23 protein-coding genes are annotated in these 25244 nt (G+C 62.5%); 11 read left to right on the forward strand and 12 right to left on the reverse strand.

Annotated elements, in window-relative coordinates:
• Both U4012_RS32265 and U4012_RS32270 read right to left on the reverse strand, forming a co-directional pair.
• The coding region (locus tag U4012_RS32265; protein ID WP_321803645.1) for an SDR family NAD(P)-dependent oxidoreductase at positions 1-201 on the reverse strand (201 nt) is incomplete at its 3' end.
• Between the two features lie 51 nt (positions 202-252).
• On the reverse strand, positions 253-993 hold the full coding sequence (locus tag U4012_RS32270; RefSeq protein WP_044846508.1) for an acetoacetate decarboxylase: 741 nt from the start codon (positions 991-993) through the stop codon (positions 253-255).
• A gap of 448 nt (positions 994-1441) precedes the next feature.
• On the opposite strand from U4012_RS32270, the gene U4012_RS32275 reads away from it, so the two are divergent.
• Complete coding sequence (locus U4012_RS32275; protein WP_044846507.1) at positions 1442-2023, forward strand: undecaprenyl-diphosphatase; 582 nt, start codon at positions 1442-1444, stop codon at positions 2021-2023.
• A 39-nt stretch (positions 2024-2062) separates the two neighbouring features.
• Here the strand turns inward: U4012_RS32275 and U4012_RS32280 are convergent, their stop codons facing one another.
• The 3 genes from U4012_RS32280 to U4012_RS32290 all read right to left on the reverse strand — a co-directional run bounded on the left by U4012_RS32280 (position 2063) and on the right by U4012_RS32290 (position 3977).
• The gene (locus tag U4012_RS32280; protein ID WP_124488982.1) at positions 2063-2287 is read right to left on the reverse strand and encodes a hypothetical protein; all 225 of its coding nucleotides are present in this window, start codon (positions 2285-2287) and stop codon (positions 2063-2065) included.
• A 119-nt stretch (positions 2288-2406) separates the two neighbouring features.
• Complete coding sequence (locus U4012_RS32285) at positions 2407-3228, reverse strand: siderophore-interacting protein (protein WP_321803648.1); 822 nt, start codon at positions 3226-3228, stop codon at positions 2407-2409.
• Positions 3229-3266: 38 nt separating this feature from the next.
• Positions 3267-3977, reverse strand: coding sequence for a PadR family transcriptional regulator (locus U4012_RS32290; RefSeq protein WP_321803650.1), 711 nt, complete (start codon positions 3975-3977; stop codon positions 3267-3269).
• 874 nt (positions 3978-4851) lie between these two features.
• Between U4012_RS32290 and U4012_RS32295 the strand changes: the two genes are divergently transcribed.
• The 4 genes from U4012_RS32295 to U4012_RS32310 all read left to right on the forward strand — a co-directional run bounded on the left by U4012_RS32295 (position 4852) and on the right by U4012_RS32310 (position 11735).
• Positions 4852-7635, forward strand: a complete 2784-nt coding sequence (locus U4012_RS32295; RefSeq protein ID WP_321803652.1) for a type VI secretion system Vgr family protein — start codon at positions 4852-4854, stop codon at positions 7633-7635.
• A gap of 11 nt (positions 7636-7646) precedes the next feature.
• Positions 7647-9821 carry an effector protein Tle3 domain-containing protein gene (locus tag U4012_RS32300; RefSeq protein ID WP_321803654.1) on the forward strand — a complete coding sequence of 725 codons (2175 nt, stop codon included), beginning with the start codon at positions 7647-7649 and terminating at the stop codon, positions 9819-9821.
• A 149-nt stretch (positions 9822-9970) separates the two neighbouring features.
• Positions 9971-11455, forward strand: a complete 1485-nt coding sequence (locus U4012_RS32305) for a type VI lipase adapter Tla3 domain-containing protein (protein WP_321803656.1) — start codon at positions 9971-9973, stop codon at positions 11453-11455.
• Between the two features lie 19 nt (positions 11456-11474).
• On the forward strand, positions 11475-11735 hold the full coding sequence (locus tag U4012_RS32310) for a PAAR domain-containing protein (RefSeq protein WP_027790130.1): 261 nt from the start codon (positions 11475-11477) through the stop codon (positions 11733-11735).
• 69 nt (positions 11736-11804) lie between these two features.
• Here the strand turns inward: U4012_RS32310 and U4012_RS32315 are convergent, their stop codons facing one another.
• From U4012_RS32315 to U4012_RS32325, 3 genes are read right to left on the reverse strand one after another with little or no spacing between them, the layout of a single operon-like run.
• The gene (locus U4012_RS32315) at positions 11805-12926 is read right to left on the reverse strand and encodes an aromatic ring-hydroxylating dioxygenase subunit alpha (protein WP_321803740.1); all 1122 of its coding nucleotides are present in this window, start codon (positions 12924-12926) and stop codon (positions 11805-11807) included.
• Entirely contained in the window at positions 12920-14500 is a 1581-nt protein-coding gene (locus tag U4012_RS32320; protein ID WP_321803660.1) for a GH3 family domain-containing protein, read from the reverse strand. The genes U4012_RS32315 and U4012_RS32320 overlap by 7 nt, the downstream gene beginning before the upstream one ends.
• Before the next feature lie 13 nt (positions 14501-14513).
• On the reverse strand, positions 14514-15449 hold the full coding sequence (locus tag U4012_RS32325) for a fatty acid desaturase (RefSeq protein WP_321803662.1): 936 nt from the start codon (positions 15447-15449) through the stop codon (positions 14514-14516).
• A gap of 113 nt (positions 15450-15562) precedes the next feature.
• Here U4012_RS32325 and U4012_RS32330 point away from each other — a divergent pair, with 113 nt between their 5' ends.
• Together U4012_RS32330 and U4012_RS32335 are read left to right on the forward strand one after the other, a co-directional pair.
• Complete coding sequence (locus U4012_RS32330) at positions 15563-16447, forward strand: metal-dependent hydrolase (protein ID WP_063927848.1); 885 nt, start codon at positions 15563-15565, stop codon at positions 16445-16447.
• Positions 16444-17364 carry a hypothetical protein gene (locus tag U4012_RS32335; RefSeq protein WP_321803667.1) on the forward strand — a complete coding sequence of 307 codons (921 nt, stop codon included), beginning with the start codon at positions 16444-16446 and terminating at the stop codon, positions 17362-17364. Before U4012_RS32330 ends, U4012_RS32335 begins: the two co-directional genes overlap by 4 nt.
• Here the strand turns inward: U4012_RS32335 and U4012_RS32340 are convergent.
• On the reverse strand, positions 17352-18470 hold the full coding sequence (locus tag U4012_RS32340; protein WP_321803669.1) for a hypothetical protein: 1119 nt from the start codon (positions 18468-18470) through the stop codon (positions 17352-17354). The genes U4012_RS32335 and U4012_RS32340 overlap by 13 nt on opposite strands.
• Positions 18463-19152: a hypothetical protein gene (locus tag U4012_RS32345; RefSeq protein ID WP_321803671.1), complete on the reverse strand. Its 690-nt coding sequence runs from the start codon at positions 19150-19152 to the stop codon at positions 18463-18465. Before U4012_RS32345 ends, U4012_RS32340 begins: the two co-directional genes overlap by 8 nt.
• Between U4012_RS32345 and U4012_RS32350 the strand changes: the two genes are divergently transcribed.
• Positions 19151-20710, forward strand: a complete 1560-nt coding sequence (locus tag U4012_RS32350) for a fatty acid desaturase family protein (RefSeq protein WP_321803673.1) — start codon at positions 19151-19153, stop codon at positions 20708-20710. The genes U4012_RS32345 and U4012_RS32350 overlap by 2 nt on opposite strands.
• Positions 20711-21037: 327 nt before the next feature.
• Positions 21038-21406, forward strand: coding sequence for a cobalamin-dependent protein (locus U4012_RS32355; protein ID WP_260444733.1), 369 nt, complete (start codon positions 21038-21040; stop codon positions 21404-21406).
• A gap of 165 nt (positions 21407-21571) precedes the next feature.
• Here U4012_RS32355 and U4012_RS32360 read toward each other — a convergent pair whose 3' ends face one another.
• A complete protein-coding gene (locus U4012_RS32360) occupies positions 21572-22519 on the reverse strand; it encodes a 2-dehydropantoate 2-reductase (protein WP_321803675.1) in 948 nt (315 codons plus the stop codon).
• Positions 22520-22529: 10 nt separating this feature from the next.
• On the reverse strand, positions 22530-22775 hold the full coding sequence (locus tag U4012_RS32365; RefSeq protein WP_321803677.1) for a hypothetical protein: 246 nt from the start codon (positions 22773-22775) through the stop codon (positions 22530-22532).
• Positions 22776-23039: 264 nt separating this feature from the next.
• On the opposite strand from U4012_RS32365, the gene U4012_RS32370 reads away from it, so the two are divergent.
• Together U4012_RS32370 and U4012_RS32375 are read left to right on the forward strand one after the other, a co-directional pair.
• The gene (locus U4012_RS32370; RefSeq protein ID WP_124489030.1) at positions 23040-23948 is read left to right on the forward strand and encodes a LysR family transcriptional regulator; all 909 of its coding nucleotides are present in this window, start codon (positions 23040-23042) and stop codon (positions 23946-23948) included.
• A 352-nt stretch (positions 23949-24300) separates the two neighbouring features.
• Positions 24301-25233, forward strand: coding sequence for an MBL fold metallo-hydrolase (locus U4012_RS32375; RefSeq protein ID WP_321803680.1), 933 nt, complete (start codon positions 24301-24303; stop codon positions 25231-25233).
• Positions 25234-25244: the final 11 nt, after the last annotated feature.

Here is a 25244-nt window from a genome sequence, read left to right on the forward strand (position 1 = left end):
CTCGTTGGTCACGTCCATCGCGACGCCGATCGCCTTGCCGCCTGCCTTGACGATCTCGTCGGCAACCGCGTTTGCGCCGTCCTGGTTCAGGTCGGCGATCGCCACGGCCGCGCCCGCTTTTGCGAGCTCCAGCGCGATTTCCTTGCCGATGCCGCTTGCGGCGCCCGTGACGACTGCGGTCTTGCCATTCAGGTTGCTCATTTCGAATTCCCGTGGTGAAAGGGTTGACAGGGAGAAAGGACTGCGGACGTGTTACTGAGCCAGGTAATCGTAGACGACTTCGCCGAGGCCGAGTGTCAAATCCGCGACGAGGTGGCGCGCTTCGACGATCTCGAGCACCGGCAGGTCGGCCACCGGCGCGAGCGCGTGCGGTGCCAGTTCGAGCGACGCGGGGCCCGTCCACGCGCCCTTCATCCTGATGTCCTGCATGTAGTAGCGCACCAGTTCGCACACGCGTGCGGTGCCGTCGACGTGCGGGATGATCTTCAGCAGGAAGTTCGGGCCCGCGAGGCGCTTCGTCTGCTCGTCGATGTCGAGCTCCTTGTGCTTGTAGCCCATCGTGCCGGTCGCGACGCGCACCTTGCCGTAGTCGAGCGTGCCCAGGAGGTGGTCGGTGTTCACGTGCAGCGTGGGTGACGCGAGTTTTTTCGGGAAACCCCAAAGCTCGCGGCCGCCGGCGATCGGCGGGTGATCGTCGAGGTACATCGCGAGCGTGTAGCCGCCGGCCTGGCCGTTGTACTCGACGGGGATCACCTGGCCGCTTTCCGTGTAGTCGCCGAAGCCGGTCGAATCGGCCATGCGAATGAATTCGTAATGGACGAGCGGCTCTTTGACCTGCAACGGCTCGGGCACGATTTCACGCAGACGGTCCGGATCGGTGCGGTACGTGATGATCAGAAACTCACGATCGACGAAACGGTACGGGCCCATCGGAAAGGCCGGGCTGGTCAACGGCATCGCAAACGCTTTCGATCGGACATCGCTGGGTTTCATGCGGACTCCTTGTTGTTGATCGCTTCGTGGATGAGTGCTCGTAAGCTCGTAATCCTATGCCTGTGCGTTGCCGTTGTGCGATGCCGCATATGGAATTAATTGTTGCCGATTTCGAATGATTTGCGACGCAAATATTGAGACGAACGGTGCAAACGGCATGGCGCGCGTGAGCGGTCCGATACTCGCACGGGTCGGTGACGCCACGATGTGAAAAAGGTGAGCCTTTACGGGATAGTCGGTGAGCTTTTACGGGAGACAGTCGCGCGTGAATGTGACAATTGTGTGAACTTGTGTTGCAGTACAGGCTCTAAGTGCGTTCGCGCGCGGGCCCCGGTCCGGTCACCGGCCGTCCGTCGCGTTAAGCACTGCTTAAGCGAGTGAGCACTAGCATCGTTCGCATCCGACCGGCACCGCCGGTCCCGTCACGACATCCCACGCAACCGGATTCATGCAGAACCTCAATCTCACCCTGTTTTCCGCCTTCAATGCCGGCGCCGCGCCGCACCCCGGCGTTGCCCACCTCGCGATCTTCGCCGCCGACTGGCTCGTCTATGCGCTGCCCGCGATGCTGCTGCTGACCTGGATCTTCGGCGAACGCCCGACGCGCCGCCAGGCGATCGAGGCCGGCGTCGGCACGTGTGTGGCGCTGGCGCTCGCGCAGGTGATCGGGCATTTCTGGTTTTCGCCGCGGCCGTTCATGGCCGGAATCGGCACGCAACTGATTCCGCATGCGCCGGACAGCTCGTTTCCAAGCGATCACATGACGTTTGCCTGGAGTCTCGCGGTCGGCATGATGCTCGCCGGTACCACGCGGCTGACCGGCGTCGTGATGGCCGCGATGGCCGTCGCGATTGCATGGGGGCGTGTGTATGCGGGCGTGCACTGGCCGTTCGACATGGCCGGCGGCGTGCTGGTCGGCACGGCCGGCGCGCTGGCCGCGCACCTGTACGGACAACGCGTGGTCGAGCTGCTGGAACGGATCGGCGACGTCGTGCACGCGGTGCTGATGGGGCGCGAGCGCACGCCCTGAGCGGCAGGACTACGCGGGAGAAGTGCGGGCCGGACGCCGTCAACCGGGCGTCTTGGCCGCTTCCGCCGAAGCGGACGGGCCGCCGCCCGCTTCATGCAGTTCGGGCGTCTCGCCCGGATGCTGCGCGGCGTCACGTTCGAGCGCGCTTTCCTTCAGGATCGCGCACATCGCGACGAACAGCGCGAGCACGACGACCGCCAGGCCGCAATAGCCGGCGATCTTCAGATTGCGAAGGAAAGGCGAAGCGTGGCTTTCTCTTGTCATGACCGGGCGCTCCTGGGCGGGCTGCGGCGGCTGTCGCCCGACAGCGGCGTCGCAGACACAGATATATACCAGCCGCCCCGCCGATGCCAAGGCCGCCCGTGCGCGGGCACCCGTTCGCGTCAGTCTTCCAGCGTTTCGTGCACGGCCGTCGCGCCGCGCTTCCAGTAGGCCGCCGCGCGGATGCGCGACTTGTCGACGCCGCGCTCGCCGGTCAGGTGCTGACGCACCGCGCGCATCGATTGCGCTTCGCCTGCCGCCCACACGTAACCGTCGCCGGAGGACGGCAGCGGCAGCTCGCGCACCGCGTTCAGCAGCAGGTCGCCGTCCGCGGCGTCGGCTTCGGCGCGAAAGCGCCAGATTTCATGCACGTCGGCACGCGTATCGAACGCGATCTGCGCGGTGCGATCCGCGACTTCCAGCACGACCGCCGTGCGTGCGCCGGCCGGCAATTGCTCGAGACGCCGCGCGATCGCCGGCAGCGCCGTATCGTCGCCGATCAGCAGATGCCAGTCGAAATCGATCGGGACCACGAACGATCCGCGCGGGCCGCCGATGCCGAGCCATTGGCCGATGCGTGCCTGTGCCGCCCACTGCGATGCGGGGCCTGGATGGTTCAGCACGAATTCCAGATCGAGTTCGCAGGCGGCGCGGTCGAAACGGCGCGGCGTGAAATCGCGCGCGACCGGCTTCGGTTCGCCTTCGGGAAACTCGGGGCCGTTCGCGCCGAGCGTCGACATCGCGGGGCGTTCGGCGCCGGGCGGCGGGAAGAACACCTTCACGTGATCGTCGAACGACGACGATTCGAAATCCGCGAGGTCGGGGCCGCCGAGGGTGACGCGCAGCAGGTGCGGCGTCACGGCGTGCACGCGCACGACCTGCAGCAGGCGGAACTTGAGGGTATGGCGCACGCGGGTGACGGCGCGTTCGGATAGGTTCTGCATCAATCCGTTCTCCTTGGGTTTTGACGGGGCGGCGCGGGTTACGTGCCGGTGCCGCCTTCGATTTCGGCCGTCGCGCGGCGCATGATTGCCGCGATGCGCCGCTGTTCGTCGGCATCGGCCGCGCTCTTGTGGAGCAGCGCCCGCTTCAGTGCGAGGCGGGCCTCGACGAACTCCGGCAGCCAGCCGGGCTGCGTGTCGTCCTGCGCCTCGCTGCCCGCCGCCTCGCCGGCGAACGCGCGACGCATGAATTCCATCTTGCGTGCGAGGTGCGTGAGGCGCGCGAACAAGGTGTCGACGCGTTCGCGCTGTGCATCGAGATGCGCGCGGCCGGCGTCGGTCAGCGCATAGCGCTTGCGGTTGCCTTCCGCTTGCGACGCGACGAAGCCGACTTCGTCGAGATACGTGAGCGCCGGATACACCATGCCGGGGCTCGGGCTGTAGAAGCCGTTCGAGCGCGTATCGAGCGCCTTGATCAGTTCGTAACCGTGGCTCGGTTGCTCGGCGACCAGCGCGAGCAGCAGCAGCTGGAGATCGTCGGAGCTGAATTGGCGGCCGCGCGGCATGCCGTCGTCGCCGAAATCGCCAAAGCCGCCGCGTCCGCCACGGCCACCGAACGGGCCGCCGCCGAACGGATCGTGGCCGCGCCGATGGCGGCCGATCAGTTGCCAGACACTGGTGTACCAGTCAGGGCCCGCATGCGCACCATGACCGTCGCATCGGGCATGGCCGCGGGAGGAGTTGTGTCGCATGATCGTGTCCTATATGTCGTAAAACATATCTAAAGATATATATCGAAAGATAGGGTGTCAAGGAGGATTATTGGGGGGCGGATGTTGATGGGAGGGGATGTAGGCTGGAAAAACGGTGGCCCTTTTTTGCAGTATTTGAACAAAACTATTAATTTCACAATTCAATAGCTACCGCTCGAGGTTGACGGGAAGTTCCGCCTAAATGGCGCCCAGCGTCTCGAGACGGGAGATCGTTGCTGTGGCATTGCGAATTGGCAACGGGCATTGCGATACCAGAAGAGCGTGCTCTGTACGTCGCCGGAAATATCGGTTGCTGCCCGAATGATCCGAGGCGCGTCTCCAAGGAACTTCTGTACGCTCTCGGAGCCTGCCAAACGGCTCATCATGTTACGGTGTACATGGGCCAGCCCCGCGAGCGTTTGCATATGGATGTGGATGTGCAAAGCGAGAGCGAATCGCTTCGCCGAGATGATCGGAGCGATGCTCGTCGGTCCTCTCAATGACGCCATGAATTAGGCGAAATCGCTGGAACTGCCGGTGATATCGGATTCCACGACTGCTTTTTATTGCACGCTATATGCACATTTATAGCATCAGCATTCACTTCGGCCCGTCTAGCCAAGACGAACACAGCGATGGAAGCGTGTACGCGCCTTGGGCGGGGCCCGGGAGACATCCGACGTTCGGAGCACTGCGCGTCGGTCCAGATAGAGCGGCGGAATATAGTGTTCTTCGTCGAATAACATGAAAAATTGTTAGTCGGCATCCCCGATTGTTATTTCCGTGTCACATTTTGGTAAACTCGCGCGCAGCCGCCAGCTATTTAGAACAGCAACATCCGGCGGGTCATAACGAATCAAACTGAGAGACCGTCGTGGATATCCGAGAGTCGTTCCGCAAATTCGTATCGGGAATCGATGCGAATCGCCGGCCGGTCGTGCTGAATTGGGGTAAGGCGCAGCACGCGCTGGCGTCGAAGATCGCGTTGCAGCACGCGAGCATCCGCGAAAGCATGATGACCGGCATCAGCGGCTATCTGACCTGCATTTCGCAGCAGGGCGATTTGCCTCCGAAGCTTTTCATTGGTGCGCCGGTCTCAGTCGGTATCGTCACGGATCGCGGCCAACTGCATGCCATCAACGCAATCGTCAGCGCCGTTCAGATCGGCCGGACCGACGGGGAGCTGACGGTTTACCAGTTCACCGTGACCGACGCGGTGAACCTGCTGCAAAAGCGCACCAATTCCCGCATCTTCCGTAACGTCAGCGTTGTCGATGTACTTGGAGTCGTCCTGAGCGAATGGCGACAGCGTAGTGTTGCCCTCGCGCAGGCGTTCGAGTTCGACCTGTCCCAACTCGACAGATCCCGCTATCCAAGTCGCTCTTTCGTACGCCAGGTCAACGAATCTGATGCCCGTTTCATCTCCCGGATTGCACGTCGCGACGGCATCACGCTGTTCGTGCGCGCCGGACGGGTGAGCGGGGAGGCGAAAGACGGCGATCCTCCCGTGCATACGCTGGTGTTCTGCGATGACCCTCAGAAACTGAGCGAGTCCGCCGCAGGTACAGTGCGCGTCCATCCACGAGACGCTGGAACGGAACAGCGCGACACCATCACCGCTCTGACGATGCGCCAGCAACTGATTTCGGGGGAATCGGGGCGACCTTCATGGGACTACCGATATGCCCGCGTGGACCAGTCGAGCGCATCGACAAGGATCGATCAAGGCGAATCGGGTAACGATCTCGCGAAATTGCTATCGGACTTCGTGATCGACGTCCCGCATATGGCGGACTCGTGGGCAGACCACGAACGGATGACGGAAGATCGCATTCTGGCTCATGAAGCGCAGGCGGTTCGATACGACGGCGTGAGCGGAATTCGCGACCTCGCAGTCGGCTCATGGATCACGATCGCCGGAGAGGACGAGTGGCGCACGCTCCCGTCCGACAAGCAGCAATTCGTGATTACGTCACTGCACCACGAGATCTGGAACAATCTGCCCAAAGGGTTGAACGAGCGTGCGCAGACGCTGTTCGCCGCCAGCCACACGCTTCAGCAGCCACGCTCGCTGAGCGATGGCGACCCGTCCGGGCAGGATACGCGCTACGAAAATACGTTCTCGTGCGTGCCGCGTGGCACGCCTCTCACGCCGCTTTACGATCCCAAGACCGACCTTCCGCCGACGCCGTTGATTACCGGGCGCGTGGTCGGGGCCGAGGGCGAGGAGGTCAGTTGCGACGAGAATGGCTGCGTGTTCGTGCAGATTCTCGGTCAGGATTCCCGCGATCATGCGCACGCGCAGGGTGCCGGAACGAACAGCAACGAGAGCGACAGCGCACCGATCCGCGTGGCATCCAGTCTGGCCGGGCCGAATTTCGGGGAGACTTTCTTGCCGCGGGTGGGCACCGAAGTTCTGCTCGGGAGCCTCGGCGGGGATCCGGACAGGCTGGTCATCATCGGCGTGCTGGCAAACGGCGCGAACATGCCGGCGAGTTTCACTCATACGGGCAGTCTGCCGGGCAATCGCTTTCTCTCCGGTATCAAGACGAAGGAAATCAAGGGGCAACGCTACAACCAGCTTCGTCTCGACGACACACCGCAGCAAATCAGCGCGCAGCTTGCATCGGAGCATGCGCATAGCCAGTTGAATCTCGGCTACCTGACGCAACCACGCGACAACGGACAGGGTGCAGACCGCGGCCATGGCGCCGAATTGCGCACGGACGCGGCAGCTGCGTTGCGCGCGGCGCAAGGGATGCTTCTGACGACTTACGCGCGTACGCAGGCGAGCGGCGGACAGCTTGACCGCAATGAACTCGTCGAGTTGCTCGGCGAATGCGCTGAGCTGTTCAAGGCGTTGGGAGATTACGCCGGACAGCACGGCGGCACGGCGACCGATGCGACGGGGCAGCAAGCTGTCGTGACCGCCTTCAAGGGATGGACGCCGGGCGGCCACGCTTCAGGCGACGATCGTGCGTCGAACGCCGACGCAGACGACTCTCAGGCGCTGATGGCATTCGGCGCAAAGGCGGGCGCGCTCAATATCACCCCGAAGACTTACGTGACCTACGCCGGCGAGAACATCGATCAGATCGCGCGGCAGAACCTGCAATTCGCCGGCGGTCAGCGCGTAATCACGACGGCGGGCCAGGGCATCCACCTGTTCGGGCGCGGAGAAGGCGTCCGTGCGATTGCCGGCGAGGGCCCCGTTGTCTTGCAGGCGCAACAGGACACGCTTGCGGCGACTGCTCAGAAGGGGATACAGATCATGTCGGTCGGCGACGAGGTGTTGATCTCGGGCAAGTCGATCCGGCTCGTCGCGGAAGACGGAAGCTACGTGAAAGTCGGTGGCGGCGTCGAGGTCGGTTCCGACGGTGCGTTCACCGCGCACACGGCGGGACATGATTTCGTCGGCCCGAACACGGACCACGTTGCGCCGCCGGCGTTCAATCGCGGAGGAGCCGATCAGAAGTTCCGCTTGCGGTACCCCGGCACAGACGGTGACGACGGTACGCATCCCGTGCCGAATCGTCCGTACAAGATCACGCTGCGCAATGGCCAGGTCATTAACGGGGTCTCGGATGCACACGGGTTGACGGAGCTGGCATCGAGCGACGCGATGCACATTGCACACATTCAGGTTTTCGACGTTTAAGGCAGGCGATCATGTCCGATACCACAACCTCGTCGCCCCGGATCGTCGGCGAACATCAGGCGATTCTCAATTGCAACCGGCCGCAGGATGCGTTCGTCAATACCGACGTACAAAATCGCTTCCCCTGCACGACGATCCTGATCCATGGCGTTAATGACCTTGGAACGGATTTCGGCACAGTCGAGGGCGGACTGTGCGATGGATTGAACGACCGCCTCGGTCGCACCGATTTCAAGGGCGCGGAGTACTCGCACGGCCGCATGGCGAACGACCCGAGCCAGGTGAGCGTTGCCGACATGATGAAGAACATGGACGACGTCATCTATCGTCGGCGGGAAAGCGAAGAGACAAGGAGCCCGTTGATTCCGTTTTATTGGGGGTTACGCGTCGGGAAGGAGGATTTGCCCCGGGACCCCAATAAGGAAACCGTCAACGGCCAGTACGTCGACCGGTTCGGCAACCGCCTCGATGAGCACCGCGCGCGCAACGGCGGATTCTTCGCCAACGCGACCAACAACATCCCCGACATGTTCGACTCGAATTTCAAAGGGGGAATGACGACGAAAATTCTCGACCGGATGCAGGGCGACCCGACGCACCCGCTTCGCGAGGCAGAGAATCGGCATTACATGTTGCTGGCAGCTCGGCGGCTCGCGGCATTGGTGCGGCAAATCCGCCTTATCGACCCGGACGGGACGGTCAACATCATTGCGCACAGTCAGGGCACGCTGATATCGCTGCTCGCCCAGGCGTATCTCGTCGAGGGGCTGATTCCCAACCAATGTGGCCCGGCTGACCGTCCTGCCGACACGTTGGTCCTGATCGACTCGCCCTACAGCTTGAGCGAGGAGTTCATGGATCGGCTGCTGCAACGCGGGGACCAGCAGCAGACGGCTTACGCGCGTGCAAAGACCCTGGCAAACCTGGCCGGGTTTGTGGCGAGCGGCAAATATTCGACGCCACCACTCGATCAATTGAAGTACGAGCCAGGACGGGACAATTTCGGCATCGTCGGCCCGACGTGGGATCCCGTGCAGGCGACGCGCCTGAGCGGGTTGCAAGGCAACGAATGCGTCGTGTTCGCCGAGCGCGACAATCGCGGCAAAGTGTATATGTACTTCAGCCCGGAGGATGCGACCGTCGGTCTGCGCGGCGTCAATGGCATGGGTTGCTCGGGCTTGCCCGACTCAATCCACGTGCGTGCGGCGCAGCGGGGAAGCAAGCCTGAGAAAATCAATCTGCTGTCGGCGGCTTTCCGGCAGCGTGTCTTTACCCGGCGTCTGCGGCAGGGCAAGCCGGTTCAGGTTGGTACGCCGCCCGGAAACTTTACGATGCGGGAAAAGGGTGAAACATCCCATGGCTTGCCCGGCGGCTTCACGACATGGGTGAAATCGACGCAGATAAGCGTCGGTACCGAGCGCAATATCAATGGCGAAGCATTGACGCCACCGTTCGATCCCGAAATGGAAGGCAATGTGCTGCCTGGAACGGAGGCAACGCCGCTTTCGGCAAATAATGCTGGCGAGTATGCGCCCGGCAAACAATCCATTGACCAGCTCGAAGCGGAAATTGCCTTGAGCACGAACAGTGGCGAAGGTGCGTTGCAGCCATTGCCCGCACAAACCATCGAATGGCCAACGAGCGAGGATGGGACGCTGCCGACCACCGCCGAGGTCGAGGCGTCGTTGAATGCGGGCAAGGATCCAGACGATCAGTGCAAGGTAGGCCGGGTCGTGTCGACGGTACCGCCGTCGCCCGGGCACATCGTCGTCTATCGGCAGGAGACGCTCAACGAAGCCAAGGTTCGGCTGATGAATAATCATCAGGGAGAAAGCTCATATCACTCGGCGGTCATGAGCGGTCGTAGAAATCACCGCTGTGCGACCGCGTTCGATGTATCGGTAGGCCAGGCGCGTGCGCTGGACGATCCGGACTGGGCAAAACTCCTGCGGGCAATTGCTGATTGGAGACTTCCGGAGAGCGATATAGTAAAAGCCGAGAGAAAACTCGGCAAAAAGCTCGACCCCGTAACGTCCGAAATAGTAAAAGCCAATTGCAGCTATTACGAAAGCGGAGTTTTCCCGGAAGAAAATATCGTGCCCAAGGATTTTCCTGACGGTGTGGTCAGTGAAACCAGGAAAGATCGAAATAGCGAAGATGCAAAAGAAGCACGATCGGTACATTGACAAATTGATGCGCCATGATTACGACAAACGTCACACGACCACCGGCTTCACGAATATTTCTGCTCGCACTCGCAATCCTGACTCTCTTATGGATTGCAGTCTTGGAGTTTGTTGTTGGAAGGGAGGGATTTTTGGGAGGGAATATTGCAATGTATCGACGCTTGTCGCTGTTGATCTTGCCGCCGCTATTGTTGGCGGCATGCGTCAGTATCGCCTATGGTGCCTCGTTGCGTCGAGACTCGCCGCCTCGAGACACGCCCGCTGCCGCTCGTCCCACCAGCGTAAATGAAGCTGTCGTTGCCGGGGACGGATCTCGGGACGCACGGTTCACATTGGAGATACGACGCTTTGGCGTCGCCGTTGACCGGTTTCGCCAGCGTGCGCTATTGATGCGGCTGGACGAGGCAGGGACCAATGGAACGTTGCTCCTGCAAGATCCCAAACAATATCCGTGGTCGAGTAGTGATCGAAGCTTTGCGGGACATAAGCGCGAGAACAACGTTTTCGGCTATACATTGCGCGGATGGGTCGATTATTGGCCGATTCCCGTGATAGTGGCCGGGCCGCCCCGAAACGAGAGTGATCCGGATGCGGGCCGGATGGCAACCCACATCAGTAGTGCGGATAACGGGGCGGGGATTGGCAATACAATTTATACGAGACTCGATGAAATACATACTGCGTATGGGGACGATGTAGTCTCTAGAGCGTTTGATATTTTTGACCGCGAGCCGGACTTGCCGGCAGTAGTGTTGCTGGTTGAGGATGGAATCAACACGCGATCCTATTTGGGTACTCCGGGCGCCGATTACCTGGGTTTGTCCACAAAAGATGGAAACTTCGTACCAAAGAATCCGGACAGTTACGTTGCGTTGCTCGTGACGAGAAAGGATCGCGTTGACCGATTGATTCGTCCATATGTGGTGGACGCACCAGAGGCGATCGACAACACCCAGACGCGATATGACGTGATCAAGCTGTGGAATTATTTCTGGCAGCTTCAGAAAGCCTACTGGAAGAAGGGTGAAAAGGAGATGCCGGCGGATTATTGGCAGGCGAAGCTCCCCGAGTTCTGGAAGACCGCGTCGCTGAAGATACCGGACGGCTTCAAGCCGAACCCGTGGGTGCCGATTCCGTGGACGACGTGGCAACTGAAGGAGTACGACAAATGGCCGGTCCTGGCCAATCTGCATCGGCCGGTGCGAGTCGATCTGAGCAACGGGCACGGGGCGCCGTTGAAGAAGGGCGAGCGAATCGAAAAGATCCGCGCCGGCTGGCAGCAGGCAGTGGGCACGCTTGCGCCCGGCGAGCAGCCGGGACGGATGTTCTACGACACCGGCTCTTCGACCGCCAATCTCGCGTTGCTGGTGCAGTCGCTGCACGACAACCCGCAGCATATCGATATTGACGATCCGAAAGACGCATTCGACATGCAACGCCGTATCGGCGGCGACACCGGAACGAGCTCGATCTGGGTCCAGACCGCGCTGGCGCTGATGATGGGTTATGGCGACGGGAAGACGAGCGCACTGATCAACCTGCGGGATCCGCTGCATGCCACGATCGTCATGCTGACGCCGTCGGACGCCGCGTCGCGGCAAGCGCATCCGCAGACGTTCAGCTGGGATTTCTGACGGACCGGATCGACACGTCATGGGTCAAAAGCGATACATCATCGAAGGCGATGTGCACAGCCACGGCGGACGCGTTGTGTCCGGGGCGCCGAACTCGCGAATCAACGGGCGCGCGATTGCACGCTTGCACGATCCCGCGATTTGCGAGATTCACGGCCTGACCTTCATTGCGACGGTGTCGGGTCACGCCCGGTTCGACGGGCAAGTCGCCGCATGCGACGGCGACTTGCTGGCATGCGGAGCACGCCTGATCGCGAGCCAGGACCAGACGGGAGGCTAACGGAAATACGGGGCACGTGGGCGGTGCGCCGGTCGAGCCGGGCGCCTCGCCCGATCGCGCCGGTGACGCTTAGATCACGAATTCCATCGGCTTCGTGCCGCATTGCGCATCGGGCAACGGCTCGCCACGCTGCGTCGCGGCCAACAACCGACCGATCGCAATGTGGACCACATCGGCGCGCACGCTCGACGGCGTGAAGCCTGCGGCGTTGTCGAGTCCCTCGCGGTGCGCGCGCATGATTCGCACGTCTTGCTGGATCACGGAATGCGTGTAGAGGTGCAGCAGCGGTTTCAGCGCGCGCAGCACCGCAGCCGGCAAGGAAAAGCGATAGGCGATGTATGTATAGACACGCGATCGACGCGTGTCGAGCGGCGTGATCTGGCTGATGATCAGAAAACTCGAACGGCTACCCCAGTGATAGTCGCACCGTGTGACGTTCGGTGCATAAAAATGATCGGTATGCCGAAGCGGTTCCCTGGACGGATTGGTCAGCCAGTCCAGCATGCCGATCTTGTCGCCATCATCGTGATACGTGACCTCGACGCTCTGCTGCTTCAGTTCGACGGTCGCCCGTAGTCGCCGCCCAGTGGATGAGCGAAAGATCCGGTCGTGCACGAACACCGTATGCGGGACGTCCATGAAGTTCTCGACCAGCGCACCGAGATCGCCATCGAACGTATTGACCATGTAGTACGACTGCCACGGCCGTTCGCCGTGGTGTGGCATGTCGAACGGCCGCTTCAGCGCTGGATCACCTCGCCCGCGATAGACCCAGACGAGGCCGTGCCGAGTCAGCACCGGCAACCTGCGCTGACGATATGGGTAGGTCGTACCGGTCGATTCGGCGCTTGAGCCGTCGATGCTGGGAATTCGGGTGACGCTGCCGTGCTGGTCGTAATGCCAGCCGTGATACGGACAGACGAGGCAGCCGTCGATGACTTTCCCGGCCGACAACCGGGTGCCGCGATGCACGCATTGGTCGACGAGCGCGACGATCTCGCCGTCTGCCGCCCGGAATAGCACGATGCCGAGGCCGAGTACGCGCGTGCCGAACGGTTTGTCCCGCTTGACCTCGGCTTCGGTGCCCGCGACGTACCATTGCTCGACGAGCGCGCCGAAGGCTTCGCCATCGGCGTCCGGCTCGGATTCGTCGCACGGGGGGCACGTTGATGCGATCGATATGTTCAACATGAGCACGTGTCCTCGATGAATGCGCGGAGTGCGTCCGCCACGGCGGGCTTGGCCACCAGTGCGCGGGGTTTGACGTCGCCAGCCCGGATGCCAGCACGCTCGTGGGCTCGCTGGACGAGATCCGCCAGCTGGGCGGCACCCCCGGGTATACGAACCACGCGCAACGGGCCAAGCTGGCCGACCGTGCGTGCGTGTCGGTAGTGAAAAGCGCGGGCGAGAGCCTGTTCCAGCGCATCACGCAGGGCGGCGACATCCTGCGTACCGCTTGCAAGCAACAGCAGGTAATGGGGCGGATCCGCGTCTGCGCACGGAATCACGCAACCTTCATCGCCCGGTTGCAGCACCTCGGAAAGCGACGCAGCCAGATAGGCTTCGTCCAGCTTTTCACCGACCAGATCGCTTTGCGTGCCAGCCCGCCCGACGAAGGCCACGCATGGCGTTCGTCCCGCATATCCGGTCACACGGACCCGATCGCCGAGCCGATAGCGGTACAGGCCGCCTCCGGTCGTCACGACGACCTCGACCGTATCGCCCGGCTTCAGTTCTTCCACGCCTATCGCGGTTCCATCGTCGAGCAGGAACTCCAGGAAGTGGCTGCAGACGGCGAGGGGACAGCCGGCCATATCGCCGAACGGCAAGCTGACCACCGCCTCGGTGGAAAACAAGCCTTTCGGAAGCCATGCGGCCTGCGGAAACAAGGTGCGGGCATGTGCGGCGTAGTGTTTGCTCGGACCGTCCATCCAGCAACTCACTGCCGCGAGCTGCGGCCACAGCCGGCTGCAGTGGCCATCGTCGAGTGCGCGCCGCAGCGCTGCCGTACGGTTCGACGGCAGCGAATCGAACAGGAAGGTGAGCGTATCGCGGCGTTGCGGTTCGGCTTCGTCGAACAGCGGACGAAGCAGACTGGTCAGGAAGGTCGGGCTCCATACGCTGATGAAGGCCAGATCATCAGCGGCGATCAGCGCGCGCAACGTTTCGTTGCGCCACGCCCGACCGTCACCCGATAGCGATGGTGCGACGAGCGTCGGCAGCAGATCGACGAGCGGGCTGTCGGCCAGGTATTCGAGATCGCTGTCCGATCCGATCATGATGCCGTTGGGAGCGCGTTCGCGCGCGTGCATTGGAGGTGACATCGACCAGTACGCGCGCCCGGCCGCGACGCCGGGCACGGCGCGATGCAGATCGGAGAGCCAGACGATCAGCGCGAACTGCAATTCTTCGAGAAAGGCCGGCGTATAGGGAATGAGCTTTTGCTGCTCGCTGCCGCCGCTCGTGCGCTCGAAGAAGCGTGGCGCTTGCGCGGTCAGGATCGGAGCGGACTCCTTGAGTGCACGATCGATCCATCGGGACATGCCGGCGTAGGGGGCCACCGGCACGCGCTCGCGAAATTGTGCCGGATCTGCGATATCGGCAAACCCGTTGGCAATGCCGAACGTCGTGTTCCGATTCGCGGCGAGCAAGCGTGACAGATAGGCCGCCTGCGCGTCGCCCGGCGCATCGAGCGCGCTGAGCCACGCGCGACGGAAGGGTTCTGCTGCCGCGCCAAACGTGGCCCACGCATCCTGTGCACGCACGTGCGTCCTCTCGTCAGAAATAGGTCTTTTCGAGCTGTGTCGGATCGCTGGGCAAACGCCGGGGCGCCTCGAACACATGCAGCCAACCGTACCACAGCGGTCGCGTCTCCGCTGCGTCGGAGCATGCATGAAGCTCCTGCCAGCGCAGGCTCGGATGCCGGTGATGCGTCAGGTTGTAGTTGAAGTTGAGGAACGCCCAGCGGATCAGTGCGGGGGCACGCATGTTGTATGTGCCCTCGACAACGTCGAGCGGCGTGTGCATGTGGTACACCCATTGGAGCGACGACCACGAAAACGCGAATGCGAGGTAGGCAATCGCGATGTCGAGCACGCGCCAGTCCAGCAATGCACCCAGTGCAATCCACGCGGCCACGGCTGCGAGGGTTTCGTATCGAATTCGTCGAAAGTCGGCCTGGTCGAAGTCCCTGAACGCAGCCGCATACGTGTTGTCGTGTCCGTACTTCGCCCAACCATGCGGGATGCGACTCGGAAGCACGGCCAGGACGAAGCTGCCCGCGCAACTCGCCAACCAAATGCCGCCGACGATCGCCACGTAGTATTCGATTCGCTTGCGCCACAGCGAAACGTCCGGCTCGACGAAGTCCACCCGCTCCGCAGGCGTTCGATTCCGCACGTGGTGACCGAGATGATTCACGTGGATCAGCGTTGCTGCGGCGCCGAACATCGTCGATGCCCACCACATCATCAAGTAGTTGATTTCCCCGCGCCGATGCCCGAAACCGTGGAATGTTTCGTGCATCATCGAAAACACACCTTGCATGATCAGGCAGAACGGTACGAGCGACACCCAGCGCAAGGGGCTCGTACCATGCGACAGCCACGTCAGGATGCCGGCCCATGCAACGCTCTGCAGCGCGAGCACGCAGAGATTCAGCCGATCGAACCGTCGCGAACGATTATCTATGGCGCTTGCATTGGCAACGAACATACAATTCGGACATGGATGGTGGCGGCGACGCAGAGCATACCTTCGATCGCCATCATCGAACAATACGCCCGCCTGCGCTGACCCTGCGCGTTACGCCACGATTGGCCACGACCATGTACGCCAAACGAACCGACGATTCAACGCATGAACGCCGCAACGACGCGGCAGACATCCGTCGGCGCAATCCGCGTTTTTGTTTCGCCGACCACATTCCGCGCTATTGGTATCGTGACAACCGCCGCGTGACGCGCTTTTTCGACGCGTTCTCGATCATGTTTCCGCTTGGCGAGAAGTTCTTTGTCGATAGCGTGAGGCAGTACTGCGACGCGCTGCCGGCCGACGGCACGCTCGCCGCGCAAGTGGATGCTTTCCTGTACCAGGAAGCCGCTCACATCCGCGAGCACCGCGCGTATAACCGGCGCCTGGCTCGCCAGGGCATGCCGGTCGACGCACTCGAGGCGCTCATGCGGAGACGGCAGCAACAATGCCGGCGTGTCGCTTCGCCGCTGCTTCAATTGACCTTCACGGCATGTCTTGAGCACTACACGGCCATTCTGGCCGATCTGCTATTGCGCGATCCGGCCATTCTCGACGGCGTCGACCCGTCGATGGCCGCGATCTGGCGGTGGCATGCGATAGAGGAAACCGAACACAAGGCCGTCGCGTTCGACGTATTTCGCGCTTGCGGCGGCGGCGCGATCAAGCGCTATTTCATGCGGACGGCGGCGATGCTCGGCGTTACGGCATGCTTCGTCGTCGATCTGGGCTATTTCATCGTCCGTCTCGCGCGTGCCGACCGCGACGCCGGCAATTGGCGAAGCTGGGCACAGCTTGGCTGGTGGCTGTTCGGCGCGCCGGGCATCGTTACCCGCGTGCTGCCTGCGTGGCTGGCATGGTTCTCGCCGCGTTTTCACCCTGCCCGAATCGGGAATCCAGCCACGCTGGCTGCTGCCCGCGCGGCGCTCGCTGCCGATGGCGTGACAACGGAGCCGGCATGAGCGCACGGTGTCCGGCATGGTCGCCGTCCGGCTTCGACGAGTGGCGGCAACACTACCCGTTGACGCCGTTCGAACCGGCGCCCGCAGCACTCGACTGGACCGGGCGCTTCATCGAATGTTGGCACGCGCATGGCGCTCACGCATTCCCGGACACCGTCATCGTGCTGGTTGCGGGACTCTATTCCGAATGGATACCTGCCTGCTTCGGGCATGCTGCGCGGGCGTTGCGTGCCGCGCGGTACTCAGTCCTTCGTGTGCCGGTCCGCTCGTCGCGCGCCGTTGCCGAGCAGGGCGCGCATATCGTGCGCAACCTGTATGCGCGCTTGCCCGCTGATCGCCGTTTTATCGTCCTTACCCATAGCAAGGGCGGGCTCGATGCATTGGCGGCTCTGCATGCGGATTCAGGGCTTCGTGCTCGTTGCGACGGTATCGCACTCGTTCAGCCGCCCGTCGGCCCGAGTGCGATCGTCGATGGCCTGCTCGAGCAACGGGGGGCGCGCATCGATCCCGCATGGTTGGGTCGAGCCGCCGGGAGATTGCTGCGCACACGCTGGCTGCATGCAGGCTCGCGCGATATCGGCAGCGGGCGCGACGCGGGCATCGCGAATCTGTTGTCTGCGGTGCCCGGTGGCCTGCACTGTGTGCATGTCGTGAGCTGGTCGATAGAACGCACGTCCCGGTTCGACGCACATCACTCACGCCTCGACCGCTACCGTCCCGGTTGTGCGCATGACGGACAGTTCTACCTCGATCACCAGACGATTCGCGGCATGCCCCAAGTGTGCGTGCCGCATCTCGACCATGGCCAGCCTGTACTCGGCGGCGCCGGCTTCGATGCGGGGCGTTTCTGGCTTGCACTCGTTGCGCTCCTGAACGACACGCGAGCGGCTGCGGTCGCGTGCGGTCAGACGAGATAGATTTCGAATCCCGGGATCGCTTCGGTGCCGCCCGGATCAAGTGCGCTCGCGCCGGGCGTGGATAGCGTGTATAGATCCATCGGCAGTGCGGTGTACCGATAGCCGTGCAAGGCGGGCCATAGCGGGTCGTGATCGTACAGGCAAAGCTGCAGCAACGCATAGCGGCTCCGCTCTCGTTGCCAGACCGCATCGAGCAGTGCCTGTGCGATGTCCGGGTTGCGTCCGCTCACATGCAGATGAGTCAGGTAGATGTCCTGAAGCGGCTGGCCGGGTGCTGCGATGGGAGGGCGTCCGAGCAACGGCGCGATGGCGTTGAAGCCGTGACGCAGCGCACCGAGCGAGCGCGGCAGACGTTCCAGCACGATGCGCTTGATACGTCCTGCATCCCACGGAGCAACGCAGCCCACGATACGCCGCTGCGCGTTACGTGCGACCAGAAAGCGCTCGATTCCAAAGTCGGGCCAGACGTTCAGGCGGCGCGCGAATTCGTCCGCCGTAAAGACGCAACCGAAGGGTTGGGAACGCGACTCCTGGTCCAGAAATGCGCGGAGCGCGTCGGCGTCGGCGGCCGACGCGTTCGTGATCCTGACGGAGCCGGCGCTCCGCGCAGCGATACGCCGCGCATAGATCGACACGTTACTGTAGCCGCGCCAATGTCGAAATCCGAGCCGGGTCCGCTTGCCTGTCTTGAATAGCGATTGCGTTGCGATCCTGTTGTCGCGAATGACGCAGCAGTACGTATGCTGCACATCTTCGTGCCGGGCGAGATCAGCGAGGCGATCGACGACATAGTCGACCCACGTGTGCGCCAGTTCGCGATCGGGTGCGATGCGCAAGTCGCCGAGGTAAGCGATGCGCTGTTTCTCGCCGGCGATGTAGCCGTCGCGAACGACCATGCTGGCTATTCCTTTGACGCGCCCGGCGCTGTCCTCCGCGAGCCAGGTTCGATAGTCGTTCGAATGACACCGATGCAGTGCGGAGTAATCCGGCGAGCGATCGAAGCGAAGCGGCATCCCGCTTAGCATCGCGTAACGTGTTTGAAACGCGAGGAGCCGTTCGTTGTCGACCGCTGTGGCTAGCCGGATCCGCGTCATCGGCTCATTCACCGGTGAAGATTCGTCTTGCCATCGGGCGCAGGTTTTCCGGCGTCAGTTCACACAGGCAGGCGAGCTCGTTGCCGCATGCGTATTCTGGATTGCGCTCCAGAAAATAGGCGACATCCGGCAGCCGTCGATGCACGTCCGGCACTTCGGCGAGGGCTGGGGCGAGGCGGCCTTGCGGTACCGGAAACTTGAGCACGCCGGACGCGGCGTCGTATGCGTGCCCGAAGCGCTCAACTGCCAGATGATCGAGCAGTGCCTGATTCACGGGCTCAGTCGGTCGGTCGAATCGCGGGGTGAAGTCATGGGCGAACGCTCGCAAGTAGCGGTACGTACGATGCCCTTTGCAGATCAGAAACCAGTATAGTGCCACGTCGGGCGAGTAGCGTTTGAGCTCACCTGCGAGTCGAATCCAGCAAAACGCGAGTTGCTGGCTGCCCCAGCAGGCCGGATCCACGATCGTGTCGCCGGAAAACAGGATGCGCAGTGTGGTGTCGCACCACTGCTGTTCATATAGTTTCAATGTGGAGAAGCCGCGCAGCTTGCCGGTGTCATCGCGCATGATGACGCAATGTGTCTTGTCGTCGAGATCGTGTTCGAAACGTGCCTGTTCCGTATCCCGGTAACAGGTCGAGTAGAGCGCGTACATATGTGCAACGTCGACGTCGCGCAGCTGCGCACGTGTCATGGAACTGGCTCGAAGCGGCATAGCGTCGTTATTCATGCGAGCTGAAACGATTTATCATGATACGCGATTGAGCCGCTCCTTTTTTCACATGCGCGCCATACCTCCTGTTTCCGCCTCCTATATACCGTCAGCGTTCGACGCGTGGCGCTGGCTCGCAATCTATGTCGTCGTGTCGGGTGCGCTGTACTTCTGGGTCACACACGCGCCGATGGCACCCGTGGCGCTGTTGCGTCCGGGGCCGTACGATGCGGTCATTCCGCGCGTGTCCGCCAGCGTGCCGCTTTATTTGAGTTACGCGCTCGTGATGCCGTCGATCGTCTGGTTCGGCCGATGCCGAAATTGGCTGCTGCCCGCGTTTTTCGCAGGTGCGCTTGCCGCAGGCCTGTGCATCGTCAGTCATCTGCTATGGCCGACTGCCGTGAGCCGGTCGCCGGCTGCGACAGGATGGATCGCGTGGCTGTATCGGATCGACGCGCCACTCGCCGCGAGTCCATGCGGGCATGTTGCGCTGCCTGTGGCTGTAACCGTGGTATTGGCTGCGCTACGTGTCCGTGCAGCGCGCTATTACGCTGCGTGGAGCGCAATGCTGGCGCTCACGGTTTTGACGACCGGGCAGCATCTGATCGCGGACATGCTCGCGGGACTCGCACTCGGTATTGGCGTTGGCGGTGCGACGACCGTGCTCATTCGTCTCGACGTTGACCTGCGTACGGCCGCCGCATTGTTGCTTGAATGGCTATGTATCGTAGTTATGCTGCGAGTTGCGTTATCGGTGGGGCATTGGGGAGGCTACCTCGTCGCTGCCGTTGTTGTCGCGACCCGGCAACACGCGTTATTCATTCTGTATCACGACGCGACACACTATCATTTGACCCGCCGCCGTTTCGCGAACGACTTTCTGATCAACTTGGCAATCGGCGTACCGGGACTCGTGCCCATCGAGTTTTATCGCCCGCTGCATCTCGCACACCATCGTCACGTCGGGACTTCGGAAGATCCAGAGCGGAATTATCTGTACCACGCGCAGCCATGGAAATTCGAGCCACTCGACACACTCCCGCTCGTCCGGCAACTGCTCGGTGATTTGTTCCTGGTCAACATGGTGAAAAACATGCGCGCATACCGGCGTGCGAACGGGCGTGGTGCGTCCATGTCACTGCCGCTGCTTACGGCGATAGCGACTTGGGGCATCCTGCTCGTGCCGCTCCTGCATGCATGCACGGTACGCGAACTGTTGACGCTTGCGGCGCTTTGGTTCGTTCCTCTTGTGACAATTGGGGCGCTGGTGCAGAAGATCCGTAGTATTGCAGAGCACAGCGGCGGGCCGGGTGTCACGGCTGGCTGGAATGACTGGACTTATTCGTGGCGCGTCGGGTTACTGGGCCGCTTCTTTATCTGGCCGTACAACATCAACTATCACCAACAGCATCATCGCGAACCGGGCGTGGCGTGGCATCGCTTGCCCGGATTGCGTTCGTCTGACGAGCCGGTTCTGTCTTCGCGGCAATTGCTTGCATTGCTCTGGTCGGGTGCCTCGCGCCGTGGTAGTCAAAGATAGAAAAAATCCCTTCCACGACGCGATGAAGTTTCCTATCGGTCCTGGAGCGAAAGAACGGCTCGACCCGTCGCGATCCGTCTGACGCGTGCCGCGGAACCATTGCACACGGATTGCGTCATGAGGTCCCACCGCTGCCCGGCAGATAGTCGAAAGTGATCGACGTGTTGCACACATTCAATGCGGCGATCCGAGCGTCGTCAGCGACGCGCCGAAGCGCATTCCGAACCCGCCCGTACACGCGGCCGTGTCGGTCAGCTCGCTCGCCGGCATCACCGGTTCGGCGTCGACCGCCTGGCAAAACGCGCGGGACGCAGGCCGCGCATCGCGATCGCCAAGCTCGGCCAGGACGGACACGACCGCGGTGCGGCCGTCGTCGCAGCCGCGCTCGAGGACGCCGGATTCGACGTCCTGCGCCTGCCGCTGTTTCAGCAACCGGCGTCCGTGGCGGCAGCCGCGCAGGCGCATGGCGCCGATATCGTGGGCATTTCGTCGTTGTCGGGTGCCCACCTCGAGCTCGTCGAAGGGCTGCTCGACGAACTGGCATTGCATCGCGCCCGGATTCCGGTGGTGTTGGGCGGAATCTTTCCGGCCGCGGATATTCGCCATCTGAAGGCGAAGGGCGTCGCGGCGACGTTCGGGCCCGGCACACCGCTCGATGCGATCGCGCAAGCGCTGTGCGCATGTCTCGACGCATGAGTCGTTCCTTGAGAAGTTCAGGGCGCGGTTAGAACGAGGTCTAGAGGAACGGGTGATCGTCGCCGATGCGCCGATTTGCGTGACGCTCCGCACCGCGGCCAGCTGCGTGGATGGGTCGACGGACGGACGCTTCGACGAAGCGCCCGGCGGCAACCGCCATGCGCTTCAATGTCGAGGCGTCGCGCCGCCCGACTGACGTGTACGCGCGTCGACGAGCCTGACGAGGCAGGCCACGCTGTTCGTATATGGCACCTCCACCCCGGCCTTGCGAGCGGCCTCGACCACCGCGCCATTGATCGCTTCGATCTCGGTGCGCCGGCCGGCCAGCACGTCCTGCAGCATCGATGGCCGATGCGTACGATGATGGGCGAGCGCATCGCGCACATTCGACGCCACGTGCGCTTCACTTGCCGAAATGCCGAGCGCACGCGCGACGGCCATCACCTCTGAAACGATCTTCAGCGCCAGTTCTTCGCCGTCGGGGGTATTCGTCAACTCGCCGACCATGCATTGCGTCACGGCACACAGACTGTTGAGGGCGGCGTTGAATGCAACCTTCTCCCAAATCGCGGCCCAGACGTCGGGATCGACATGGCACGAGAGGCCGGCGTCATTCAACGCATGCACGGTCTGTTCGAGCGCGCTCGTATGCGTGCCGTTCGCGTTCATCAGCCGGATCGTGCCCTGGCCATGCGAGCTGACGGCGCCAGGCTCCGACTTGTCGGCGGGCCACGTGGTGACGCCGACCATGACCCGGTCGGGCGAGACGGAACGGGCGAGCCGTTCTGCGTTCCCCAGACCGTTCTGCAACGACAGGATGACGGTGTCAGGGCCGAGTACGGCGCTCGCGGCAGCGAGTGCGGCGGTCGTATGCATCGTCTTCGTGAAGACGATGACGACGTCGACGGGCTTGCCGGCCTCCTCCGGCCTCAGCGCGACGAGATTGCGCACGATTTGCTCGCCGGAATCAGTCGAAAGCCGCAGGCCGTGGCTGCGAATCGATGCGAGATGAGCGTCGTCGATATCGAGCAGGCTGACCGAATGCCCCGCAAGCGCGAGGCGGCCGCCAAAGAACGAGCCCATCGCACCGGCACCCAGAATGGCGATCTGCATGGCGTGCTCCTCAGAACGGATCGTGGTGGAGAGTGGTCTGCAGGGTAATCCCCCGCAAGTCGGTGAATTCCGCGACACCCGCGCGGCCGCCGAAGCACCAGAAGCCGCTGCCCCGCTTGAGCGGGCCGAATCCCGACCAGATCGGGAATGCGCGGGCCGCGGCGTCCACCGCTGCCTCGGCATCCTCGACGCCGGCGGCGGCGGCGGGCGCGCGTGACGCTACCTCACCGTCGATGAGCATCGACACTGTCTTCATCGTTTGTCTCCTGGATTTCTTCGACGCCGATGTCCTCGGCGAGACGGGCTTCACTCGGCGCTTGCAGCGCGACGGCGACCGACATGCGCTCTCACCCGGACCGGGCGCAAGCGCGCGCGGCGGAAACTGACGGGGCGCCTAGCGGCGGGAGGCCGAGCTCCATTGAAGTCTCCTGTCGTTCAGTACGGTTCTGGTGAACGCATTATCGAAACATCAGGAAGAATCCGAAATTGCCGATTTCGCAAAAAGGCATTACCTTCAGGCATGACTTTCAATCTCCAGCAGCTTCACGCATTCGTCACGATCGCTTCGGCCGGTAGTCTCGGGCGCGCGGCCGAGACCTTGCACGTCACCCAACCGGCCTTGAGCCGCGCGATCCGCCGGCTCGAAGATGAGGTTGGCGCCCCTTTATTCGAGCGCCATACGCGCGGCATGCACCTGACGGCGGTGGGGGAGGCGCTGCTGCCGCACGCGATTCTGTTGCAGCGCGAGGCGGAGCAGGCGCGTGAAGAGATCGACGCGATGCGTGGGCTCGCACGCGGGACGATTCGCTGCGGAGCGGTAGGCAGCATCGCGAGCCTCGTGCTGCCGCTCGCCGTGAGCGGCGTGTTGCAGAAGTGGCCCAATTTGCGCGTTCACGTCATCGAAGGCGTCTGGGATCGTCTTGCCGAGGCGCTGGTGCAGCGCGAAATCGATCTCGCACTCAGCATGGTGATGCCCGACACCGAGGAGATCGTCGCGATCGAGGACTGTCGCTGGGAGGACAACAGCTACGTGGTGGCGGCGCTCGATCACCCGCTGCGGGCAAAGCCGGGGATCACGCTGGCCGATACGCTGGATCAGCAGTGGGCGATCCCGCCGCGCGGCACCGCGCCGTTCGAGCACATGCAGCAGGTGTTCGTCGCAAACGGGCTCGGCTTGCCGAACGTCGTGGTCGAAACCCGATCGATCACCGTGCTGAAGAGTCTCGTCGCCCGATCCGGTTTTCTGAGCTGGATGGCCGAACCGATGTACGTGACGGAGAGCAAGGCGGGGGTGTTCGATACGCTCGAATTGCCGGGGGTAGTCGGGCGGCGCACGTTGACCGCATTTCGGCGTCGGCACGGTTTGTTGCCGAGTCCTGCCGTCAAGCTGCTCGAACAGTTGCGGCAACTGACGGCTGAACCGCGCTAGCGCCAGCGGTTGGACACATGCACGTCGGCGTTGCCCTTCGAGAGAAAAAAGGTCGGCGCCGACGGTGAACTGATTTGCGCTGAAATCCACCTCCTGTCGAAGGATCCGGTCGAACGCTCAAACACGACGGGTGACGGATCGGCTCGTGTTGCCTGCCGGACCTCGATTGTTGCCGGTTGGACAACGCGGTGTGTGCATTCCCGACGCTACTGGCGTTTGCCTCCCCCTGACTACAATCCGTCTCACGTTCGGTTGAAATGCGAGCGAAACCAGGCGAGCGAAATTCGTGGCCGCGCTCGTGAATCGCGCCGCGCCGAGCGCCTCACCCACTTGACCAACAGGACAATCGAAGATGAGCGAAACGACCCGCAATGTGCAGCCGGTTACCTCCGGGCTCGGCAAAGAAGGATCGGGAGAACTCGTGCCTTCCCGTTACGCCGTGCGCGTGGGTAACGTCGACGTCGTGCTGATCAGCGACGGCGTTCTGCCGCTGCCGACTTCAACCATGTCCACCAACGTGAGCGAAGCAGACCGAAACGAGTGGTTCGACGGCCGTTTCCTGCAACGTGACATGTTCGACTGGGCACTGAACATCGCACTCGTGCGAAGCGGCGAACGCCTGATCCTGATCGACTCGGGCGTCGGCGACGGATTTGAATACTTCACGCGTGCAGGGAAGTCGGTGATGCGACTGGAATCGGCCGGCATCGACCTGGCTGCGATCACCGATATCGTGATCACGCATATGCACATGGATCACGTCGGCGGGCTGAACGTCGATGGCGTCAAGGCCAAGCTGCGTCCGGACGTGCGCATTCATGTATCGGCCGAAGAAGTGGCGTTCTGGAAAAATCCGGATTTCAGCAAGACGGTGATGCCGGAAACGGTTCCTCCCGCGCTTCGCAAGGCAGCTTCAAAGTTCGTGGAACTCTATGGCGAAAACATCGTGCAGTTCGATCAGACCGTGGAAGTTGCAGCGGGCGTGTCGGCGCGCGTGACGGGGGGGCACACGCCGGGGCACTGCGTGGTGGATGTCGCATCGAACGGCGAGAAGCTGACGTTCGTAGGCGACGCGATTTTCGAAGTCAACTTCGACAATCCCGACTGGCAAAACGGCTTCGAGCACGATCCTGAAGCCGCTGTGGACGTACGTATCTCGCTGTTGAACGAAGCAGCCGAGACCGGCGCTCTGCTGGCCGCGGCACATGTCGCGTTCCCGTCCGTCGGTCATATCGCAAAGAAGGGGAGCGGTTTCAGTTTTGTGCCTGTTCTGTGGGACTACTGATTGATTTTTTA

This window comes from Burkholderia sp. BCC1988 (assembly GCF_905339895.1).
Taxonomy (GTDB): domain Bacteria; phylum Pseudomonadota; class Gammaproteobacteria; order Burkholderiales; family Burkholderiaceae; genus Burkholderia.

Excerpts from the sequence above, each read along its gene's own strand:
- U4012_RS32270 (WP_044846508.1), bottom strand. The coding sequence starts at position 993 with ATGAAACCCAGCGATGTCCGATCGAAAGCGTTTGCGATGCCGTTGACC.
- U4012_RS32275 (WP_044846507.1), top strand. The coding sequence starts at position 1,442 with ATGCAGAACCTCAATCTCACCCTGTTTTCCGCCTTCAATGCCGGCGCC.
- U4012_RS32280 (WP_124488982.1), bottom strand. The coding sequence starts at position 2,287 with ATGACAAGAGAAAGCCACGCTTCGCCTTTCCTTCGCAATCTGAAGATC.
- U4012_RS32285 (WP_321803648.1), bottom strand. The coding sequence starts at position 3,228 with ATGCAGAACCTATCCGAACGCGCCGTCACCCGCGTGCGCCATACCCTC.
- U4012_RS32290 (WP_321803650.1), bottom strand. The coding sequence starts at position 3,977 with ATGCGACACAACTCCTCCCGCGGCCATGCCCGATGCGACGGTCATGGT.
- U4012_RS32300 (WP_321803654.1), top strand. The coding sequence starts at position 7,647 with ATGTCCGATACCACAACCTCGTCGCCCCGGATCGTCGGCGAACATCAG.
- U4012_RS32305 (WP_321803656.1), top strand. The coding sequence starts at position 9,971 with ATGTATCGACGCTTGTCGCTGTTGATCTTGCCGCCGCTATTGTTGGCG.
- U4012_RS32310 (WP_027790130.1), top strand. The coding sequence starts at position 11,475 with ATGGGTCAAAAGCGATACATCATCGAAGGCGATGTGCACAGCCACGGC.
- U4012_RS32315 (WP_321803740.1), bottom strand. The coding sequence starts at position 12,926 with ATGTTGAACATATCGATCGCATCAACGTGCCCCCCGTGCGACGAATCC.
- U4012_RS32325 (WP_321803662.1), bottom strand. The coding sequence starts at position 15,449 with ATGTTCGTTGCCAATGCAAGCGCCATAGATAATCGTTCGCGACGGTTC.
- U4012_RS32330 (WP_063927848.1), top strand. The coding sequence starts at position 15,563 with ATGTACGCCAAACGAACCGACGATTCAACGCATGAACGCCGCAACGAC.
- U4012_RS32335 (WP_321803667.1), top strand. The coding sequence starts at position 16,444 with ATGAGCGCACGGTGTCCGGCATGGTCGCCGTCCGGCTTCGACGAGTGG.
- U4012_RS32350 (WP_321803673.1), top strand. The coding sequence starts at position 19,151 with ATGGAACTGGCTCGAAGCGGCATAGCGTCGTTATTCATGCGAGCTGAA.
- U4012_RS32345 (WP_321803671.1), bottom strand. The coding sequence starts at position 19,152 with ATGACACGTGCGCAGCTGCGCGACGTCGACGTTGCACATATGTACGCG.
- U4012_RS32360 (WP_321803675.1), bottom strand. The coding sequence starts at position 22,519 with ATGCAGATCGCCATTCTGGGTGCCGGTGCGATGGGCTCGTTCTTTGGC.
- U4012_RS32365 (WP_321803677.1), bottom strand. The coding sequence starts at position 22,775 with ATGAAGACAGTGTCGATGCTCATCGACGGTGAGGTAGCGTCACGCGCG.
- U4012_RS32370 (WP_124489030.1), top strand. The coding sequence starts at position 23,040 with ATGACTTTCAATCTCCAGCAGCTTCACGCATTCGTCACGATCGCTTCG.
- U4012_RS32375 (WP_321803680.1), top strand. The coding sequence starts at position 24,301 with ATGAGCGAAACGACCCGCAATGTGCAGCCGGTTACCTCCGGGCTCGGC.